This window comes from Thermococcus sp. EP1 (assembly GCF_001317345.1).
Classification (GTDB): domain Archaea; phylum Methanobacteriota_B; class Thermococci; order Thermococcales; family Thermococcaceae; genus Thermococcus_A.
On the sequence record NZ_JXCG01000017.1, the window covers coordinates 1 to 17910 of the forward strand.

Consider the following 17910-nt stretch of genomic DNA (forward strand, 5'->3'; position numbering starts at 1 on the left):
TTGTCATTAACAGTGTAAAAAGAAAATTTGCCTTCGCTGAAGTTATTTGATAACGCTCAAGATTTTTTGATTACTCAGAGATCCGAAGTTTGATTTCTTTTCTTAACTTTTTACTGTCTACTACGAAAGGTTTATTTATTACAAATCTAGTTAGTTTTATTAGTGGCAGCTATGGAGTATTATCAAGCAGTTTTTATTGGAATACTTCAAGGGATTACAGAATGGCTACCAATAAGCAGCTCAGGCCAGGTTATGCTTTCACTTATTAATTTCATAAAAATCTCTCCAGAAGATGCTTACTCTTATTCACTTATTCTACATTTGGGAACACTGATGGCATTGCTTTTTAAATTTAGATATGATTTAGGCAAAATTATGTTCAAACTCCTTCTTTTTAGGTGGGATGAGGAGGAAAAGTTTCTATTCTATTCCACATTATTTACCGGACTAATAGGCCTTCCATTATACAAAGGATTTAAATCCATTGTCTCGTCGTTTAACCCAGAAGCTGTAAATGGTATAATTGGTATAGCATTGATTCTCACAGGGATAATGTTAAAGAAAAGCCAAGAAGCGCCTTTAGAGAGATTTGAAAAAGGTCTCAAGAAAGAAAAAGATGAAGTCACAATAGTGGACGCAATAATAGCAGGAATAGCCCAAGGAGTAGCAGTTATTCCTGGTATATCAAGATCAGGAATGACGATAGGAAGTTTGTTACTTTTAGGTATAAAGCAAGAAAAAGCTGTTAGATTAAGCTTTTTAATGGCAGCCCCAGCTATAATTGGAGCCCTATTTCTGGAATTACCTGAGGCCTCAAGAACATCTGAACCTCTTTCTTTACCTTTAACTTCCATACTTAGTGCATTCATTGTAAGTCTGCTTATGCTCGAGCTTATGATGAAACTCGCCAAGCGCCTTAATTTCTCAAGATTCTGCATCTTCTTTGGATTTATAGCTCTAATAGCCTCTCTAGTGGGGGTGTTAACTTGAAGGGTGTGGTACTTGCTGCAGGAAAAGGAGAAAGGTTAAGGCCTCTTACAGATGACAGACCCAAGGTAATGCTCAAAGTTGCTAATAAGTCAATAATAGAGCATGTATTGGAGAATATTTATCCATTTGTAGATGAATTTATAGTTGTTGTGAGATACTATAAGGAGAAGTTAATGGAGTATCTCGGAGACGAATACGGAGGAAAACCTATAACTTACGTTGAGCAAGTACAGGGAGAAGGAACCGCGAAGGCAATATACTCTGCAATTAAATATACAGAAAATGAAGAGTTTTTAGCTGTTAATGGGGACATATACTTTGAGAGAGAAGGTATAAAGACCCTTCTCCAAGCATTTAGAAAACACAATGCCGATGCTGCTTTATTGGTAAAAGAATTTAAAGACTTGAGCCATTTTGGAATGGTAGAAATTGAAAAGGAATCTGTAAAAGCAATAAAGGAAAAACCCGGCGCTATAAGTGGATACGCAAATTTAGGGATTTATTTCTTCAAGCCAGAAGTTTTTGAATTCATCGAAAAAACCAGTGAAAGCGAACGTGGAGAATACGAAATTACAGATACAATAAACCTCATGATTAAAGAAAACAAGAAAGTTACTTACGCAGTTTATGAAGGGTACTGGAATGATATTGGTAGACCATGGAACCTTCTTGAGCTGAACGAATACCTCCTCAAAAACCATCTTAAACACAATATAAAAGGTATTGTGGAGGAAGGAGCTACTATCATCCCACCTGTAGAGATCGGAGAAGGAACTGTTGTACGAAGCGGAGCTTACATTATAGGGCCAGTGAAAATTGGGAAAAACTCAAAAATAGGTCCCAATTGCTTTATCCGTCCCTATACTAGTATAGGAAACAAATGTCATGTTGGAAATGCAGTCGAAATCAAAAACTCAATAATAATGGATCACAGCAACGCTCCCCATCTGAATTACGTAGGTGATTCTATAATTGGAGAAAATACAAATCTTGGAGCTGGAACAATTACCGCTAACTTACGACATGACAATAAAAATATAAAGGTCGAAATAAAAGGTAAACTTGAAGATAGTGGTAGAAGAAAGCTTGGGGCAATAATAGGCCATAACGTGAAAACTGGAATTAACGTCACTATATACCCTGGCAGAAAGATAGGAAGCAACTCATTTGTTGGCCCGGGATTAATAGTTGATAAAAACATTCCCCCAAATGTGCTGGTTGTAGCTAAACAGGAGAAAGAAATAATTACCCGGTGAAAAGGGATGGATTTCATCCCCTATATCAACTTTATTTCAAGATGGTTGTTGTTCCTAGCCGTAACATATAAAGCATTGAAAAGTAAAGAAAAACGATGGGGGCTAATAGCTACAGCTCTTTTTATAAACGCTCTCGATATAGAGAGTTATATCTTAGAACCTTTAGGAGTCGATATAAAAACCGAGGCATATGAGATAGCTTCCCAGCTCCCAGGTTTTCTAATGGCCACATTTTTAGTATGGGGAGGAATACAACTCAAAAAGGAAAGAAGTGAATTTAAGGATGTTGCATATTTAGGGTTTTTTGCCGTTGCTGCATACATATGGATCTTTCTATCAGCCACAGACTTTTTTGACAGATTTTCACACTCATTTACAATAAAACTCTCATTTCCATATCTCGCCTTTGGGTTTTCATTGATCTACATTGGATACATACTAAGAAGTTATATAGTGGCAAAAAAGAGTCTTGAAGAGCTATTCCCTTGGGGACTGGCCCTTTTAGGAGCAATAAACCTAACCTATCCAGTCACCCGAAATATCGAATGGCTTGTTCCCATAGCATTCCTACTTGCAGCCATTTTCAGGTTTATGGCTGCTGTTGGAGCTCTGAAATTTGCTATATTTCCTGCAAAAATGGCCGTATTTGAAAAACCACAGAAAGAACATCCAACAGAGATTAAAGGGATTTTTCTATTTAATAGCAAAAAAGAACTTAAGAGAAGTCTCCCAACATTCTTCAGCGAGAATGTAATAATGATAACAAGGAATCCACCAAAAACAGATGACTTAGATAATGTGCTAGTTTACTGGCTCACTAAGATAGAAAGTGATACTATCAAACAAGATGGGAAGATTTACCCCATCTCTCCTGCAAAAATAGACATCTTGATAGACCTTTTAACTAGAAACCTTGAAAGCGGCTACAATGCCATTTATGTAGATGGATTCGAGTATTTAGTGGTGGAAAATGGATTCGAGAGTGCAGCAAAATTTTTATTCGGGCTTAGGGACAGGGTAATGAGTAATGACAAAGCTCTAGCCGTTGTTTTAGACCCAAGAACACTAGATGATAGACAATTAGCACTTCTTGAAAGAGAACTTCGACTCCAATAGATAAAAGGTAGAGAAAAGTTCAGAATCCGAGATACTCTATAAATCTCCTAGTATGTTTTACATCTCTTTGGAGTTCGATTTTTTGAAGTATTTGCCTTTCTATTGCCCTAAGAGCATCATGCACAGCTTGTATGGCACCCCATGTCTCTCCTGTAGCAATATATTGTCCCTTATCCGTTACTATTCTCATCCTAGCTTGGTATAGATGCACTCCACGAAGCTTTTCTGGGAACCGCCTAATGTTCAAATAGATTATTCCCTCATTGCCTAGTACTTCCTCGTACCTATCGACAAATCTTCTCATATCAGCTACTATTCTTTCCCTAGTGAAATCACTCAGGGAGTGAGCATCTCCTCCAAGTTGTAAATAGAACTTAGTCTTTTTCTCCACCATTCTTGAGATTGGAAGTAAGAGATCCTTTACAGTTAACACTCCCCTAACAACATTTTCCCTATCCACAATCACAAGGCCATCTATCTCATACTTTCTCATTAACTCAACTGCCTCTTTGACTGATGCTTCAGGGTCTATTGTAATCACTCCCTTAATCATGATGTCTCTGAGCAGCATTGAAAATGGGGGTATTTTCTCTCCTGCCACTTCTCCAAATTGGGCCTTGAACCTCGGCTTTATGAATCGAACTATTAAATCATGTAATGTTACGAGCCCTTCGAGCTTTCCTTCTTCAGTGACAATGGGTATTCTTGAAATTGCATAGTCCCTCATAGTTGCAAGAGCCTTTGCTACCGTGTCTTCAGGACCAAGGGTAACCACGTCCCTCGTCATAAATTCCTCGACTTTTCTTTTTCCAAACTCTTCTTTAACAATTCTTTCAAGAAGGGTTATATCACTTATTACACCAATAATTGAATTTTTATCCTTCCCAACGGGAAGTGAACGTAAGTCAATCTCAATCATGAGTTTGGCTGTAACACTTAAGTCTTCTTCAAGCTTTACAACTGGTGCAGTCTTATATACATCCTTAACTTTGGCTTTTATTGGGTCCCACTTCAAATGGGACCGAATTATCAAATCTTGAGTCAATACTCCTTTGTACATTTTTCCATCAAAAACAACAATTAAATCGGGGTCTTCTTTTTCAAAAATTCCAATGGCCTCAGAAAGAGAGGAGTTTATGTCGATTTTTGCAAATTTTTCTGTCATAACTTCCTGCACAGAAATCCCGACCATTCTTGACACCTCCTTCAATGTTATATTGGTTTTTATTCCATTTAAACCTTTCCAAGAGGGGGTTTATTTAAAAGAGAGAAATAAAATTTTCAGCCGACTATTAATCCCAATCTAGCTTAAATGGATAGTTTTTCCTAAAAACCAGATAAACTCCAAATAAGGCACCAAGTGTGTTTACTATAATATCCCTAACTTTATTTCCAATGCTCTCATGTATGAAAGAAATCTCACTTTCACTGAGCTTTTCAGCTACTTCCCACCCAATACTGAGCATGAATAGGATAACAAAAGAATATATGAGCAATTTTCTCTTATTAAGTCCTATATATCCGTTCCTCGTGAGATTCATTAAAATCTCAGTCACCAACAACCAAACTACTAATCCCCCAAAAAAGTGACTTATCATGTCAGCATTTCTCCATTCTTTGTGAAAAAGATCAATAGTGGTGAAGGGCACATTCACAAGAGAAACATGGATAGCTATGAATATTCCTAAAACTGCCATACTATTCACATTATAGATAGGACTTAATATCAGGGCAATTTTTGAGGGAGGATTCTTAAGATATTTTTCAACAAGGTTAGGAATATAAAGACCGATTAGCGCTACAGTAGTGCGATAAATATGGTCAATTCTCCAATAGACAAGGGCAGTTACCAACCCAAGAAAAACGATGAACCTACTTACGTTTAGGACTGTTTTTGGGTCTATATACACCACCTAAAAAAGTAGGAGTTTATCTAATTTAATGATTTTGGGTGACTTACCCTGCCCTAAAGAACAGAGTTTTGGGAGATAAAATTAAAAAAGAATCAATTGATGGCAGCTTGCACAGCCAAATCCGCCCTCACTATCCCATATCCATAGTAAGGATCCCAACCAAGCAATCCATGATCTTCTGCAGTTGTGTGGAGAATTTCTCTAACTGCTTCAACCGAAAGAACTGTTCCATACTTGTTATAGTGAGCTGCTTGAACAAGTGCGACTACTCCACTCACATGGGGTGTCGCCATTGAAGTTCCACTAAGTGTTGCGTAACTATCGTCTGGATATGTACTTAATATATCCACACCAGGAGCACTGACCTCTACTCCTCTATTACTCCACCAGGGCACCTGATCATTAATGTCAGTCGCACCAACAGCTATAACTTCAGGATATGCCGCTGGATAGCTTGGACTTGAGGCACCATCGTTACCACTTGCTGCAACTATAATCACTCCCCAACTGTATGCCCAATTTATTGCATCATGGAAGGATTCGACATCACTTGACCCCCCAAGACTCATGCTTATTACTTCAGCCGCATCATCATCTGGGTCTCCAACTATTATTCCATCTCCGTCACTATCAAGTATACCATCGGGCCCTAATAAGGCCTGTTCAATCCCAAGAATTATATCACTGTATGAACCACTCCCACTTGGACCAAGAACTCTGATAGCGTATATCTCTACACTTGGAGCGACACCAACAACACCTATCTCATTGTTTAAAGCTGCCACTGTGCCAGCTACATGTGTACCATGCCCATTCTGATCCCTGTAATCCTTGGGTTTTGTTGATACTTTTCCCCTAAGTACGCTAACTCCCCATGCTAAATTGGCAGCTAAATCTGGATGGTCATAGTCTATGCCTGTATCAAGTATTGCTACTTCGATCACTCCTCCACTTGAGCCATCACTTATACTCCACGCGTCTAGAGCTTTAACACGAGAAATACCCCATGGAATTTCCTGAGGAGGTTGGGGAGGCTTTGGTTTACCAACTCCTGGAGGTTTACCCTTTAATATATGAACTTCCGCATCATACTCTACCCTAATCACACCTTTAACATTCTTCAGTCTTTCCACTGCCCGAGAAGGAAGGTCGACCACAACAATTGGAAAAATTCTTCCTTTTGCAACAACATTTCCACCCAACGCAAATATAAAACTCTCATTGAATTCTCTGTCTACTGTTACTATCACACGAACCTTTTCAACGGGAGCTCCCCATACTACACCTACCGTAGCCCCAAACATTACAAAAACCAAAAATAGAACAAAAATCTTATAAAATTTCATGACTTTTCACCTCTTTTGTAGTGTTTTGCATTGCAATTATTTAACAGTTTGGGTAGTATAACTTGTATAATGTCTCGAACTTTTGGTTGCAAAGAAGAGGTTTAAAAAAGCCTTTTATATGGTAGCATCTTGTGATAATTTAGTGTTACGAAGTATCGAAAGGAGGTGAAATATGTGCACATACCAGATGGATTGCTAAGCTTTCCTGTGATAGTAATTACATATGCCATAACCATAGCCTGTGTGGGCTACTCATTGAGAAAACTGAAGGACTATCCCGAAGATAAAATTCCACTCTTAGGTTTATTCGCAGCTGGAGTATTTGCTGCACAAATGGTAAACTTTCCCATAATAGGTGGAGTAAGTGGACATTTACTTGGAGCAGTGCTAGTAGCAGTGCTCTTAGGACCTTATGCAGCAGTTGTTGTAATGACAGCTGTGTTGTTAATTCAAACTTTGCTTTTCGGAGATGGAGGGATAACTGCAATTGGAGCTAACATACTAAATATGGGAATATTAGGAGCATTTGTAGGTTATTGGGTTTATTCAAAACTTAAAAATACAAACAAAACCATTGCAATAGCCTTAGCCTCCTGGTTAGCAGTTGTTTTAGGAGCATTATTAACTTCAATTGAAATAGGAATAAGCCACAGCTTACCATTTGGAAAACTCTTAACTCTAATGATAGGATATCATGCAATAATCGGAATTGGAGAAGCACTTATCACACTCTCCGTGGTTCAAGCCTTAAAAGCCAAGCTTCCAGAAATAGGGGGTGTTCCAGCATGAGGCTCGTAATAAAAGGCCTAATAATCGTGTTAATACTCTTGGCAGTTGTCCTTCCACTTGCTTCTGATAATCCCGATGGTCTTGAAGCCACTATGGAAAAATTGGGCCTAGAAGAATCATCTATTTACAATGCTCCTTTAGACTATGGTGAGACTTGGGGGCAGGGACTAATAATGGGTACCTTTGGAATAATACTCGTGTTTGGAGCAGCCTATGGAATTGCAAAAGTAGTAAAAGGTGTTTAACTTGTATCTTATTTTTCTTTTTGTGTATGCTATGCTCATTGCTACAAGGCAAACCCTAACCGAGTTAGTGTATTTCCTTCCACTGTTGGGTATTCTTATATTGCTTCTCAAACCCAAAAGATATATCTTTAAGCATTTAGGATTCCTTCTAGGATTTGAAGGTTGCTTGTTCCTCTTGGCACTGTTTATTCCTGGAAAAGCATTTATCACAACTCCTCTAGGAAATATTACATATGAAGGCATGCATAGATTTATCTTTCTTGTAGGAAAAGCTTTCCTCTCAGCGTCTGCGGTTATTATAGTGTCAAACTCCCTTGGATTCTCATATCTCTTGGGAGAAATGGAAACACTTCGCTTTCCACGAATACTAGTGCTAACTCTTGCATTTACATATCGCTATTTGGAACTCTTTAAGGAAGAAGCCACTAGAATGAAGAGAGCACTTGATTCACGGACAATAGGAATTAAAAAGAAGGAATACTATAAAAAACTGGGAGCTCTTATAGGAGAAATATTCGTGAGGGCCTACATCAGAAGTATAAAAATCTACTGGGCAATGCTCTCAAGAGGATTTGGAGAGTTCCCTAAAGCCGAGAAACGAATAAAACCAGAAGCTTTAATACTCTCTGTCATTGCTCTAGGGGTGGTGTTGCTTTGATAGAGATCATAGATCTCCACTTTTCATATGACCGTAGAAAAGTGTTAGATGGCATCTCATTACAAATAAATAGAGGTGAAGTCTTTGGTATCTTAGGACCCAATGGAGCTGGAAAATCTACCTTAATACTCCATCTGAATGGGATTTTAAAACCCAAAAAAGGCAAAGTGCTCGTAAAGGGCCTGGATGCCAGTAAACGACCCCGAGAAGTGAGAAAGTTCGTAGGAATTATATTCCAAGACCCCAACGATCAACTATTTTCCCCTAAAGTGTTTGATGATGTCCTATTTGGACCATATAACCTAGGACTACGAGGAAAAGAACTTAAAGAGAGGGCTATAGAAGCTCTAATGACCGTCGAAATGCTGGATTATATAAATCGGGAAACCAAGGAGTTAAGCTTTGGAGAGAAAAAAAGAGTAGCAATAGCCACTGTATTAGCAATGGACCCTGAGATTCTTGTTTTTGATGAACCATTTGCAAACTTGGATTTCAAAGGAAAGAAAATGTTGAGAGACCTCATTCTAAAGTTCAGAGGAGAAAAAACCATAATTCTCTCCTCTCATGAAGCGGAATACCTTACACTCTGCGACAGAATAGCCCTTTTAGACAAAGGGAAAATAGTAACCGTTGGAACTCCAGAAGAAGTTTTTAGCAACATTGACCTTCTAAAGGCTCACAACTTAGATATTCCTCCTCTGATTGAGCTTTTCTTAGAGCTAGGATTAGGGATACCCAAAGGAGTAGAAGAAGCTAAAAACATTCTCAAAGAACTCTTATAGAAACTTTAATATTTCCACAATCCTTATAATGTATCACCCTCAATGAGTAATAGCAACCTTGTAGGTAAGAAGAGGGTGAAAAATATGGAGAGCGTTATCAATCAAATTAAATCCAAACTCCCAGAGAATCTTGAAGGGCTTTTAGAACTTGCGTACAACTATTGGTGGAGCTGGAACAGACGTGCTACAAAAATGTGGGAAAAAATAAACCCAGAACACTGGAAAGAACATAAAAACCCTGTCAAACTTCTCCTTGACACTCCCGAAGAAAGACTAAATGAGCTCTCCAAAGATGATGACTTTATGAACCTATATGAGCTCGTTATTGATCAATTCAGACATTATATGAATCCGGAGAGTACTTGGTGCTCAACGAATTACCCAAAATGGGAAGAACCAATAATATATCTCTGTATGGAATACGGCATAAGTAAAAGTCTTCCCATTTATTCAGGTGGACTTGGAATACTAGCTGGAGATCACGTGAAAACGGCCAGTGATCTCGGGCTTCCTTTTATTGCTGTTGGCCTTCTTTACAAACACGGTTATTTTAAACAAGAAATAGATAAAGAAGGGAATCAAATAGAAGTCTTTCCTGAATACGACCCCAAAGAGATGCCGATTATCCCAATAACAAATGAAGAAGGAGAACCTCTTCTTATAGAGGTACCAATTGAGGACAGAATAGTTTATGCACGAGCATTCGAAGTTAATGTAGGAAGAGTAAAACTCTATCTTCTCGATACCGATGTTTCTCAGAACTCGAATGATGATAGGGCAATATGTGATTATCTTTACAACGCTGAAATTGACAAGAGAATAAAACAGGAAATCCTCCTTGGAATCGGTGGTATGAGACTTTTACAAGCATTAGGGATTAAACCTGCAGTAATTCACCTTAATGAGGGACATCCATCATTTGCAAACTTCCAAAGAATAGCCTGGTACATGGAAGAAGGGCTAAGCTTTTTGGAGGCCTTGACTCTGACCAGAAGTACAACAATATTTACAACTCATACTCCCGTCCCAGCAGGTCATGATAGATTTCCAATAAAGGAGGTAGAAAAGAGACTTTCCAAGTTCTTTGAACAGTTACCTAAAGAAGACTTCCTTAATCTAGGACGCGAGGGAGATCAGTTCAACATGACTCTTTTATCAATAAGAACATCAAGTTACGTAAATGCTGTCAGTAAACTTCATACAAAAGTTACTAAAGAAATGTGGAAAGATCTTTGGAAAAATGTCCCCCTTGATGAAATACCAGTAAAGGGCATCACAAATGGTGTCCACACAAAGACATGGCTTCATAATGAAATAAAAAAACTTATTGATCGTTACATTGGCAGAGTGTGGAGAGATTATGCAGAACTTGAAGGCCTGTGGTATGCCGTAGAAAGTATTCCCAATGAAGAACTATGGGAAGCCCATATAAGAGCCAAAAAAGAGTTCATAGAGCTCATCAAGAGAAAAATAAAAGAACGGAATAAACGTCTAGGAATCGACGAACCCATCCCAAATATAGACGAAAATGCTCTTATAATCGGCTTTGCAAGGCGTTTTGCAACTTATAAACGAGCGACTTTGATTTTGAGTGACTTAGAACGACTTAAAAAGATACTAAATGATCCAGAGAAACCAGTGTACATAATTTTTGGAGGAAAGGCTCACCCAATGGATAAAGCAGGTAAAGAATTCCTAAAGAGAGTTTATGAGATATCACAAATGCCCGAATTCAAAAACAAGATAATAATCTTCGAAAACTATGACATGGGGTCTGCTAGAGCAATGGTGGCAGGAGTTGATGTATGGTTAAACAATCCAAGAAGACCTCTAGAAGCCAGTGGAACAAGTGGTATGAAGGCTGGTCTCAATGGAGTATTAAATTTAAGCATTTATGATGGATGGTGGGTAGAAGGATACAATGGCAAAAACGGTTGGGTTATAGGAGAAGAAAGTGTTGAAGCAGAGAGTGAAGCAGATGATATAAGAGACGCCCAAAGTCTTTATGAGCTCCTTGAAAATGAAGTAATCCCTACATATTATGGAAATAGAACTCGCTGGATATATATGATGAAGGAAAGCATAAAGAGCATTGCCCCCAAGTTCAGTACACACAGAATGTTAAAGGAATACATGAACAACTTCTACTCAAAGGCACTAGCAAATTACATTCTCCTCCATAGAGACAACTTTAAAGCGACTAAAGAGATAGCAAATTGGAAAGCAAAAATCTTCAGCTCATGGGAGAACGTTAGTATAGAAAAGGTTGTAACTCATGATGCCACTGGCGTTGAAGTTGTAGTCGACCTAAATGGTCTTAATCCAGAAGACGTAAAAGTGGAGATCTATTATGGAGTCAAAGCAGAAGGCTATGCAATAGAGAAAGCATATGTGATAGAACTCAAACATCCGCAAAATCTTGGAGGTACAAAATGGCTCTATCGCTACGAAGGGAATGCCCTCAGAAATTTGGGCCATCCATGCTGGCACTATGCAGTGAGAATATACCCCTCGCATGACAAATTGCCCCACAAGTTTTTACTTGGTCTTGTTAAATGGAAAGGCTTTTTTGAATTCTAATTCTTTAATTCATTTTTGGAAAACGTTATAAATCAAACTTCCTCAACTTAAGGAGGGTTACCATGAGAATAGTATTTGATATAGGAGGGTCTGTTCTAGTTCCAGATAAGCCAGATGTCAAGTTCATAGACGAAATTGCCTACCAATTAACAAAAATCAGTGAAGATCATGAAATTGCAGTTGTTGTTGGAGGAGGAAAAGTCGCAAGAGAATATATCCATGCAGCAAAGACTTTTACTCCGAACGAAACCTTCAAGGATTATATTGGGATCCATATAACAAGAGCCAATGCAATGCTTCTAATAGCTGCGCTTAGAGAGAAGGCATATCCTTTCGTAGTAAGTGACTTCAGAAAAGCCTGGGAAGTCATGCAACTGAAAAAAATCCCAATAATGGGAGGAACTCATCCTGGGCATACCACTGATGCTGTAGCAGCACTTTTGGCAGAGTATCTCCAAGCAGACCTACTTGTGGTCATTACAAATGTGGATGGAGTTTACGACAGCGACCCCAGGAAAAATCCAAATGCAAAGAAATTAGAAAGGATATCCACTGAAAAACTGGTAGAAATAGCCATGCAAAGTGAAACTAAAGCTGGTGGAAGCGGGGTTGTTGATGCTCTTGCAGCAAAGTTTATTCATAGAGGAAAGATAAGAACCCTTATCATTGGCAAAGAAGATGCAAGGACTTTATTCGATGCAATAAAAGGAAAGCATAAAGGCACATTAGTTGAGCCTTAATTTCACAATTTTTTTATACTTCTCACATTCCTTTCTATATGGTGGTGTTATAATGAGAATTGTTGTAATCGGTTCTGGTACAGCAGGTAGCAATTTCGCACTTTTTGCAAGAAAAATAGACAGAAAAGCCGAGATAATCGTTATTGGAAAAGAAAAAACAATGCAATACTCTCCCTGTGCTTTGCCGTTTACATTAAGTGGTAAAATACCAAAGCTTGAGGACATTATTGTGTTTCCCAACGAATTTTATGAAAAACAAAAGATAAAGCTACTGCTTGAGACTGAAGCAAAAGCTATAGACAGAGAAAAAAAAGTCGTAGTTACAGATAAAGGAGAAATACCATATGACAAGTTGGTTCTAGCTACTGGATCAAAAGCATTTGTACCCCCAATAAAAGGAGTTGAAAGCGAGGGAGTCTTCACTTTAAAAACAATGGACGATGTGAAGCAAATTCAGAGTTATATAAAAGAACGGAATCCTAAAAAAGCTTTAGTTATAGGAGCGGGCCTAATTGGACTCGAGGGTGCTGTTGCTTTTAGAGAACTCGGAATGGATGTCCTTGTAGTAGAGCTTCTTGAGCATTTACTACCCACCATGCTCGACAAGGAGATGGCCTCCATTATCCAGTCACATATGGAAGAAAAAGGAATTCAATTTAGATTTGGTGCTGCGGTGAGTGAGATTATAGGAAACCCTGTAAATGCAGTGAGAATAGGGGAAGAAAAAATTGACGCCGATTTAGTCCTTGTGGCCACTGGAGTTAGGGCAAATACTGAATTAGCAAAGCAGGCGAATTTAGAGGTTAACAAAGGAATTATAGTGGACGAGTACCTCAGAACAAGTGATCCAGATATATACGCCATTGGAGATTGTGCAGAGGTTTATGATGCAGTAACCGGAAATCGAATTCTAAGTCAACTCGGAACAACAGCAGTTAGAATGGCAAAAGTGGCTGCTGAAAATATCTTTGGCAGAAATGTGAAGTTTAAACCAGTCTTCAATACTGCAATAACCGAACTTTTTGATTTAGAGATTGGTACATTTGGAATAACGCAAGAAAGAGCAAAAAAAGAGGGAATTAATGTAGTTATTGGTAAATTTAAAGGATCCACCAAACCAGAGTACTATCCTGGAGGAAAGCCTATCACAGTGAAGCTCATATTTAGAAAGAAGGATAAAAAACTAATAGGGGCCCAAATAGTAGGTGGAGAAAGAGTTTGGGGCAGAATCATGGCACTAAGCCTTGTAGCTCAAAAAGAAGCAAGTGTTGAAGACGTAGCATATAGCGAAACTGCTTATGCCCCACCAATAAGTCCCACTATTGACCCCATAACAATCGCAGCTGAAATGGCACTAAGAAAATTCAAATGAATACTTCTTACTATCTCTTTTTTTGAAAATTTTGCTTTCATCAGGCTCAATATTGTCATAGTGACAAATTAAAGTGGAAAAAATTTTTATAGATAAACTCCATTTTAATGCGTTGATGCACCATGATGTTCAGGAGTGAGTGTTTTTGGAGATATAATTGGTGATGCTTTTCTATTAGCCAAAGGTAGGGATTGCTTTTGGCATTGATTTAACCATTTCAAAAGCTTTTGGAGGTGTTCCTTGTGGTTAGAGAAACTTGGGGAAGTAGAGTAGGGTTTGTTGCAGCAGCTATAGGAAGTGCAGTAGGCTTGGGAAACATCTGGATGTTTCCCATGAGAACTGGTCTCTACGGCGGAGCAGCCTTCTTGATACCGTATCTTATTTTATTGTTTGCTGTTGGAGTAGTTGGACTTACAGTAGAGTGGACACTCGGAAGAGCAACAAAAGGTGGACCTATAGAAGCATTTGCAAAAGCATTGCCCGGAGGAAAATACTTAGGATTGCTAGTAAACGTAATAATGATAATGATATTTGCCTTCTATTCCCTAGTACTTGGCTGGATACTTCGGTACTTTATAGCCTCACTTACTGGAGAACTAGTTGGGGTTAATCCAGGAGCATTCTTTGATACTTTAGCCTTCAGTAAAGAAGCCATATTATGGCAGTTTATCGTAATAGCGATAACAGTGGGCATAGTTGCTATGGGAGTTCAGAAAGGGATTGAACGGGCCAATAAGATAATGATGCCTGCATTGTTTGTGCTCCTTATTATACTGACGATAAGAAGTATTACCCTACCTAACGCTTATGAAGGGCTTAAATTTTACCTATTACCTGACTGGAGCAAAGTTATGAGTGGAAAGACGTGGATGATAGCTCTATCACAAATGTTCTTCTCATTAAGTGTCCTTGGAACTACAATGGTAGTCTATGGAAGCTACCTAAAGGAAAGTGATGACATACCTCTCTCAGCAATAGCAACAGCCTTTGGAGATACGGCTGTAGCTGTCACAGCTGGTTTTCTAATATTCCCAGCAGTGTTTTCATTTGGACTTGAACCAACAGCGGGACCAGGACTAATTTTTGTCACACTTCCTATGGTCTTCCAAAAAATGCCCGGAGGAATACTTTTTGGCGCATTGTTCTTCCTATTGCTAATATTCGCTGGATTGTCATCAACTGTCTCAATGCTTGAGGTATACGTGGATTCCGCAATAACAAAGCTCAACTTGAACAGAAGAAACGCCTCAATTCTTCTAGGTCTCTTAACATTTATAGTGGGAGCCCCTTCGGCACTCAATCCTTCATACTTTGAATGGCTGATTAACATTTCAACCGTTTATATAGGGCCATTAGGAGCTCTTATAGCTGCTTTAGCATTGATAAGGCTCGGAGTAGAAAAAGCCTACGAGGAAGTCAGAAAAAGTGCGCTCATAGAAATTCCAGGAGTTTGGAAACCCTGGGTGAAATACCTGTACCCAATAGTGATAATAGTGATATACATTTCACAGTTCATACTGGGGTGAGAGAATGAGCACGATTTATATAATAGCACTCTTTGTGGTCCTCATAGTATATGGACCACTTATATGGGCACTCTACAAGCTCTCGAAGGCAGGCTCTGCCTCTTAATTTTTCTTTTGGTGAACACAAATGACACTAAAAAGGCTTTCCAAAATAAAAGATGATTATGCAAAAGACCTACCAAAGGGCAACTATTTGGATTGTGCATTAGGCCATAACCCATTCGGATGTTCTCCTAGAGTATTAGAAGGAATCACAAGGGTAAGCCCTCAAGACATATATCTTTACCCTTCCAAAGAAGAAAGGCTCAAGGAATCTATCGCAGAATACTGGGGAAACCTAAGTAAAGAGGAAATATTTCTTGGAGCCGGGTCAATGGGATGCTTACAAATGATCAACAAGCTATTAACCAAAGGATCCGTGGTTTTAGGTTATGCCCCACAATTTTTACCCTATATTAACGATGCAATAGTGAATGGCGCAGTTTATGAATACGTACCTCTCAAGAGAGAAAATGAGTTTAGGATCGATGTTAATGAAATAATAAACAGCATAACTAAGAAGACAACCTTCATTTATGTTGATAATCCCCACAATCCCACAGGGCAGGTTTTATCCTTAAAAGGGATTAAAGATATTGCAGAGGAAGCAGAAAGAAAAGGGGCACTTTTAATAGTTGATGAGGCCTTTGGAGACTTTATGCTAAAAAAGAACTCTGCAATAAACCTTGAAAACGAAAACATTATAGTCACAAGATCGTTCTCAAAAGGATTTGGACTTGCTGGTCTGAGAATCGGCTATTGTATAGCTAGAGGAGAGATACGGAGAACTTTAACAAAAATTCACCTCCCATTTTCCACAACTATGCTCTCAATAAAAGCAGCAGTCCTTGCTTTGGAGGATAAGAACTTCTTAAAAACAGTTATAGAGAGGGTAAAAAGTAATAAGACAAGGCTAATAAAGATCCTAAAAGAAGAGTTTTATATAGCAAAAACCCACGAAGCTACCCCTATTTTTCTCTGTGGGAGAGAAGGCGATACATACTCCTACTTTTTAGAAAGAGGCATTGTAACAGTGCCTGGAGGTGAGTTCATCAACCTAGACAATTCTTACATCCGAATAAGAGTGCCAAGCAATGTTGAAGAGTTTTTAAAAAGAGTTACTTCAACTTAAGTTTTATAACAGCCTCAATATGAGAGGTATGAGGAAACATATCAATCAAAACAGCGTTCTCAATTTCATAATTTTCTTTTAAATGTTTATAATCTCTTACAAACACCTGTGGATTGCAAGAGATGTAAATTAGATTATTTACTTTGCTTTTTGTTATCAGCTTAACTGCTTCTTTTAACCCTTTTCGAGGAGGATCCACAATGATGGTATCATAATCTCCTATTTCAACATCCTTCACATCTCCTACTGAAAACCTAGCATCGACCCCATTAATTTCGGCATTTTTGTTTGCTATCTCAACTGCAGGTGAATTTATTTCAATCCCTTCCACTTTAAGACCTCTTTTTGCTAGGTAGACTCCAAAAGTACCCACGCCAGCATAGAGATCAAATACGCTTTCACCTTCTATGAAATCCAATACCGCTTTCAATAGAAGATGGGTAGCATAGGAGTTCGTCTGGAAAAAGCTATTAGGATGGATTAGGTATATAGTGTCTCCAATCTTCTCCCTTATGTAAGGAGAACCCCCTGCAAGGACTGGAATACCCCTAGGCTCGTCCCTACTATCATCTTTAAAACTCCAATAAATGGAGTCTGCAAAGTCGAAGTAATCAATAAAACTTGAAGGCACTTCTTTGATGTGGGCAATCATATTTACCATAACGTCTCCTGTGAATTTCCCCTCCCTAACGGAAAAATAGTGTATCTCACCAAATTTTTGCTTTGAATCCCATGGCATGAGTCTTTCCTCTTTCATGAACTTCTTCAATGTAAGCAAGAAATTCGACGTTTTGTTCGAGAAAATAGGACATTCCTTCACTCCCACAACATTTTGAGATTCCCTCTGTTTAAACCCAATCCCTCTAGTAGAAACTATAAAATTGCTAATATTTCTAAACCCCCAGATTTTCGGTGACCCTTTTATTGGAGCTTCTATTCCAGTAGCCCTCTCAAAAAGTTCCTTCTTTAGGTTAAGCTGCTCCCGATATTTTATATGCTGCCAAAAACAACCCCCACACCTTTCAAAATGAGAACATCGCGGTCTCTGCCTTAGATGTGATTCTTCAATGACTTCAAACTCTCTAGCTATGTATCTCCCGAATCGTCTGAATGTTTTTCTAACTTCCACTAAATCGCCAATTACAGTAAAAGGTACGTGAACTGGTTTTTGAAGCTCTAATACTCCGTATCCATCAAAACTCATTTGCGTTATATATCCTCGCCCTTTCATCTCTCTCACTACTAACCAAACTCTATCTCATTTTTAAACTCCTCGCTTGTGATCAAAACAAGAACAATAGCTGCCAAAAAGGTTAGACTTACTGAAGCGGGTTCAAAACTTACCAGAATCCAAATTATGCCAAATATTAAGTCAAGAAGGGTTATATACGTGCCAACTTGTATAATGATTTCTACACCCCCCAAA

At 38.5% G+C, this 17910-nt stretch carries 16 protein-coding genes and 1 pseudogene; 12 read left to right on the plus strand and 5 right to left on the minus strand.

Going from position 1 to position 17910, the window contains the following annotated elements; all coding sequences use genetic code 11:
• Window positions 1–171: 171 nt before the first annotated feature.
• From EP1X_RS09325 to EP1X_RS09335, 3 genes are read left to right on the plus strand one after another with little or no spacing between them, the layout of a single operon-like run.
• Window positions 172–990, plus strand: a complete 819-nt coding sequence (locus tag EP1X_RS09325; protein ID WP_055283884.1) for an undecaprenyl-diphosphate phosphatase — start codon at window positions 172–174, stop codon at window positions 988–990.
• Window positions 987–2246 (plus strand): bifunctional sugar-1-phosphate nucleotidylyltransferase/acetyltransferase, encoded by a 1260-nt coding sequence (gene glmU / locus EP1X_RS09330; protein WP_055283886.1) that lies wholly within the window; start codon window positions 987–989, stop codon window positions 2244–2246. The genes EP1X_RS09325 and glmU overlap by 4 nt, the downstream gene beginning before the upstream one ends.
• A 6-nt stretch (window positions 2247–2252) precedes the next feature.
• Window positions 2253–3362, plus strand: a complete 1110-nt coding sequence (locus tag EP1X_RS09335) for a DUF835 domain-containing protein (protein ID WP_055283888.1) — start codon at window positions 2253–2255, stop codon at window positions 3360–3362.
• A gap of 19 nt (window positions 3363–3381) precedes the next feature.
• On the opposite strand, the gene EP1X_RS09340 is transcribed toward EP1X_RS09335, so the two are convergent.
• From EP1X_RS09340 to EP1X_RS09350, 3 genes are all read right to left on the minus strand, one after another.
• On the minus strand, window positions 3382–4554 hold the full coding sequence (locus EP1X_RS09340; RefSeq protein WP_055283890.1) for a CBS domain-containing protein: 1173 nt from the start codon (window positions 4552–4554) through the stop codon (window positions 3382–3384).
• Between the two features lie 100 nt (window positions 4555–4654).
• Window positions 4655–5275, minus strand: coding sequence for a hypothetical protein (locus EP1X_RS09345; protein WP_055283892.1), 621 nt, complete (start codon window positions 5273–5275; stop codon window positions 4655–4657).
• Window positions 5276–5367: 92 nt separating this feature from the next.
• Window positions 5368–6621, minus strand: coding sequence for a S8 family peptidase (locus tag EP1X_RS09350; RefSeq protein ID WP_055283894.1), 1254 nt, complete (start codon window positions 6619–6621; stop codon window positions 5368–5370).
• 174 nt (window positions 6622–6795) lie between these two features.
• Between EP1X_RS09350 and EP1X_RS09355 the strand changes: the two genes are divergently transcribed.
• From EP1X_RS09355 to EP1X_RS09395, 9 genes are all read left to right on the plus strand, one after another.
• The gene (locus tag EP1X_RS09355; protein ID WP_055283896.1) at window positions 6796–7410 is read left to right on the plus strand and encodes an energy-coupling factor ABC transporter permease; all 615 of its coding nucleotides are present in this window, start codon (window positions 6796–6798) and stop codon (window positions 7408–7410) included.
• Window positions 7407–7655 carry a PDGLE domain-containing protein gene (locus EP1X_RS09360; RefSeq protein ID WP_055283898.1) on the plus strand — a complete coding sequence of 83 codons (249 nt, stop codon included), beginning with the start codon at window positions 7407–7409 and terminating at the stop codon, window positions 7653–7655. Before EP1X_RS09355 ends, EP1X_RS09360 begins: the two co-directional genes overlap by 4 nt.
• A complete protein-coding gene (locus tag EP1X_RS09365) occupies window positions 7648–8313 on the plus strand; it encodes an energy-coupling factor transporter transmembrane component T (protein WP_371180454.1) in 666 nt (221 codons plus the stop codon). Before EP1X_RS09360 ends, EP1X_RS09365 begins: the two co-directional genes overlap by 8 nt.
• Window positions 8310–9095: an energy-coupling factor ABC transporter ATP-binding protein gene (locus EP1X_RS09370; protein ID WP_055283902.1), complete on the plus strand. Its 786-nt coding sequence runs from the start codon at window positions 8310–8312 to the stop codon at window positions 9093–9095. The genes EP1X_RS09365 and EP1X_RS09370 overlap by 4 nt, the downstream gene beginning before the upstream one ends.
• A gap of 84 nt (window positions 9096–9179) precedes the next feature.
• Window positions 9180–11675 carry a maltodextrin phosphorylase gene (gene malP / locus EP1X_RS09375; RefSeq protein WP_055283904.1) on the plus strand — a complete coding sequence of 832 codons (2496 nt, stop codon included), beginning with the start codon at window positions 9180–9182 and terminating at the stop codon, window positions 11673–11675.
• Between the two features lie 62 nt (window positions 11676–11737).
• Entirely contained in the window at window positions 11738–12415 is a 678-nt protein-coding gene (gene pyrH / locus EP1X_RS09380) for a UMP kinase (RefSeq protein WP_055283906.1), read from the plus strand.
• A gap of 52 nt (window positions 12416–12467) precedes the next feature.
• Window positions 12468–13787, plus strand: coding sequence for an NAD(P)/FAD-dependent oxidoreductase (locus EP1X_RS09385; protein ID WP_055283908.1), 1320 nt, complete (start codon window positions 12468–12470; stop codon window positions 13785–13787).
• A 242-nt stretch (window positions 13788–14029) separates the two neighbouring features.
• Entirely contained in the window at window positions 14030–15313 is a 1284-nt protein-coding gene (locus EP1X_RS09390; protein ID WP_055283909.1) for a sodium-dependent transporter, read from the plus strand.
• Between the two features lie 127 nt (window positions 15314–15440).
• The gene (locus EP1X_RS09395; protein ID WP_055283911.1) at window positions 15441–16484 is read left to right on the plus strand and encodes a histidinol-phosphate transaminase; all 1044 of its coding nucleotides are present in this window, start codon (window positions 15441–15443) and stop codon (window positions 16482–16484) included.
• Here the strand turns inward: EP1X_RS09395 and rlmD are convergent.
• Together rlmD and EP1X_RS10165 are read right to left on the minus strand one after the other, a co-directional pair.
• Window positions 16471–17715 (minus strand): 23S rRNA (uracil(1939)-C(5))-methyltransferase RlmD, encoded by a 1245-nt coding sequence (gene rlmD, locus EP1X_RS09400; RefSeq protein ID WP_055283913.1) that lies wholly within the window; start codon window positions 17713–17715, stop codon window positions 16471–16473. The genes EP1X_RS09395 and rlmD overlap by 14 nt on opposite strands.
• 11 nt (window positions 17716–17726) lie before the next feature.
• A pseudogene (locus EP1X_RS10165) lies at window positions 17727–17910 on the minus strand (hypothetical protein); the annotation flags it as partial.

Bases quoted from the DNA above. Each gene is read 5' to 3' on its own strand.
- rlmD (WP_055283913.1), bottom strand. From the start codon at position 17,715: ATGAAAGGGCGAGGATATATAACGCAAATGAGTTTTGATGGATACGGA.
- EP1X_RS09325 (WP_055283884.1), top strand. From the start codon at position 172: ATGGAGTATTATCAAGCAGTTTTTATTGGAATACTTCAAGGGATTACA.
- EP1X_RS09335 (WP_055283888.1), top strand. From the start codon at position 2,253: ATGGATTTCATCCCCTATATCAACTTTATTTCAAGATGGTTGTTGTTC.
- EP1X_RS09385 (WP_055283908.1), top strand. From the start codon at position 12,468: ATGAGAATTGTTGTAATCGGTTCTGGTACAGCAGGTAGCAATTTCGCA.
- pyrH (WP_055283906.1), top strand. From the start codon at position 11,738: ATGAGAATAGTATTTGATATAGGAGGGTCTGTTCTAGTTCCAGATAAG.
- EP1X_RS09395 (WP_055283911.1), top strand. From the start codon at position 15,441: ATGACACTAAAAAGGCTTTCCAAAATAAAAGATGATTATGCAAAAGAC.
- EP1X_RS09350 (WP_055283894.1), bottom strand. From the start codon at position 6,621: ATGAAATTTTATAAGATTTTTGTTCTATTTTTGGTTTTTGTAATGTTT.
- malP (WP_055283904.1), top strand. From the start codon at position 9,180: ATGGAGAGCGTTATCAATCAAATTAAATCCAAACTCCCAGAGAATCTT.
- EP1X_RS09360 (WP_055283898.1), top strand. From the start codon at position 7,407: ATGAGGCTCGTAATAAAAGGCCTAATAATCGTGTTAATACTCTTGGCA.
- EP1X_RS09340 (WP_055283890.1), bottom strand. From the start codon at position 4,554: ATGGTCGGGATTTCTGTGCAGGAAGTTATGACAGAAAAATTTGCAAAA.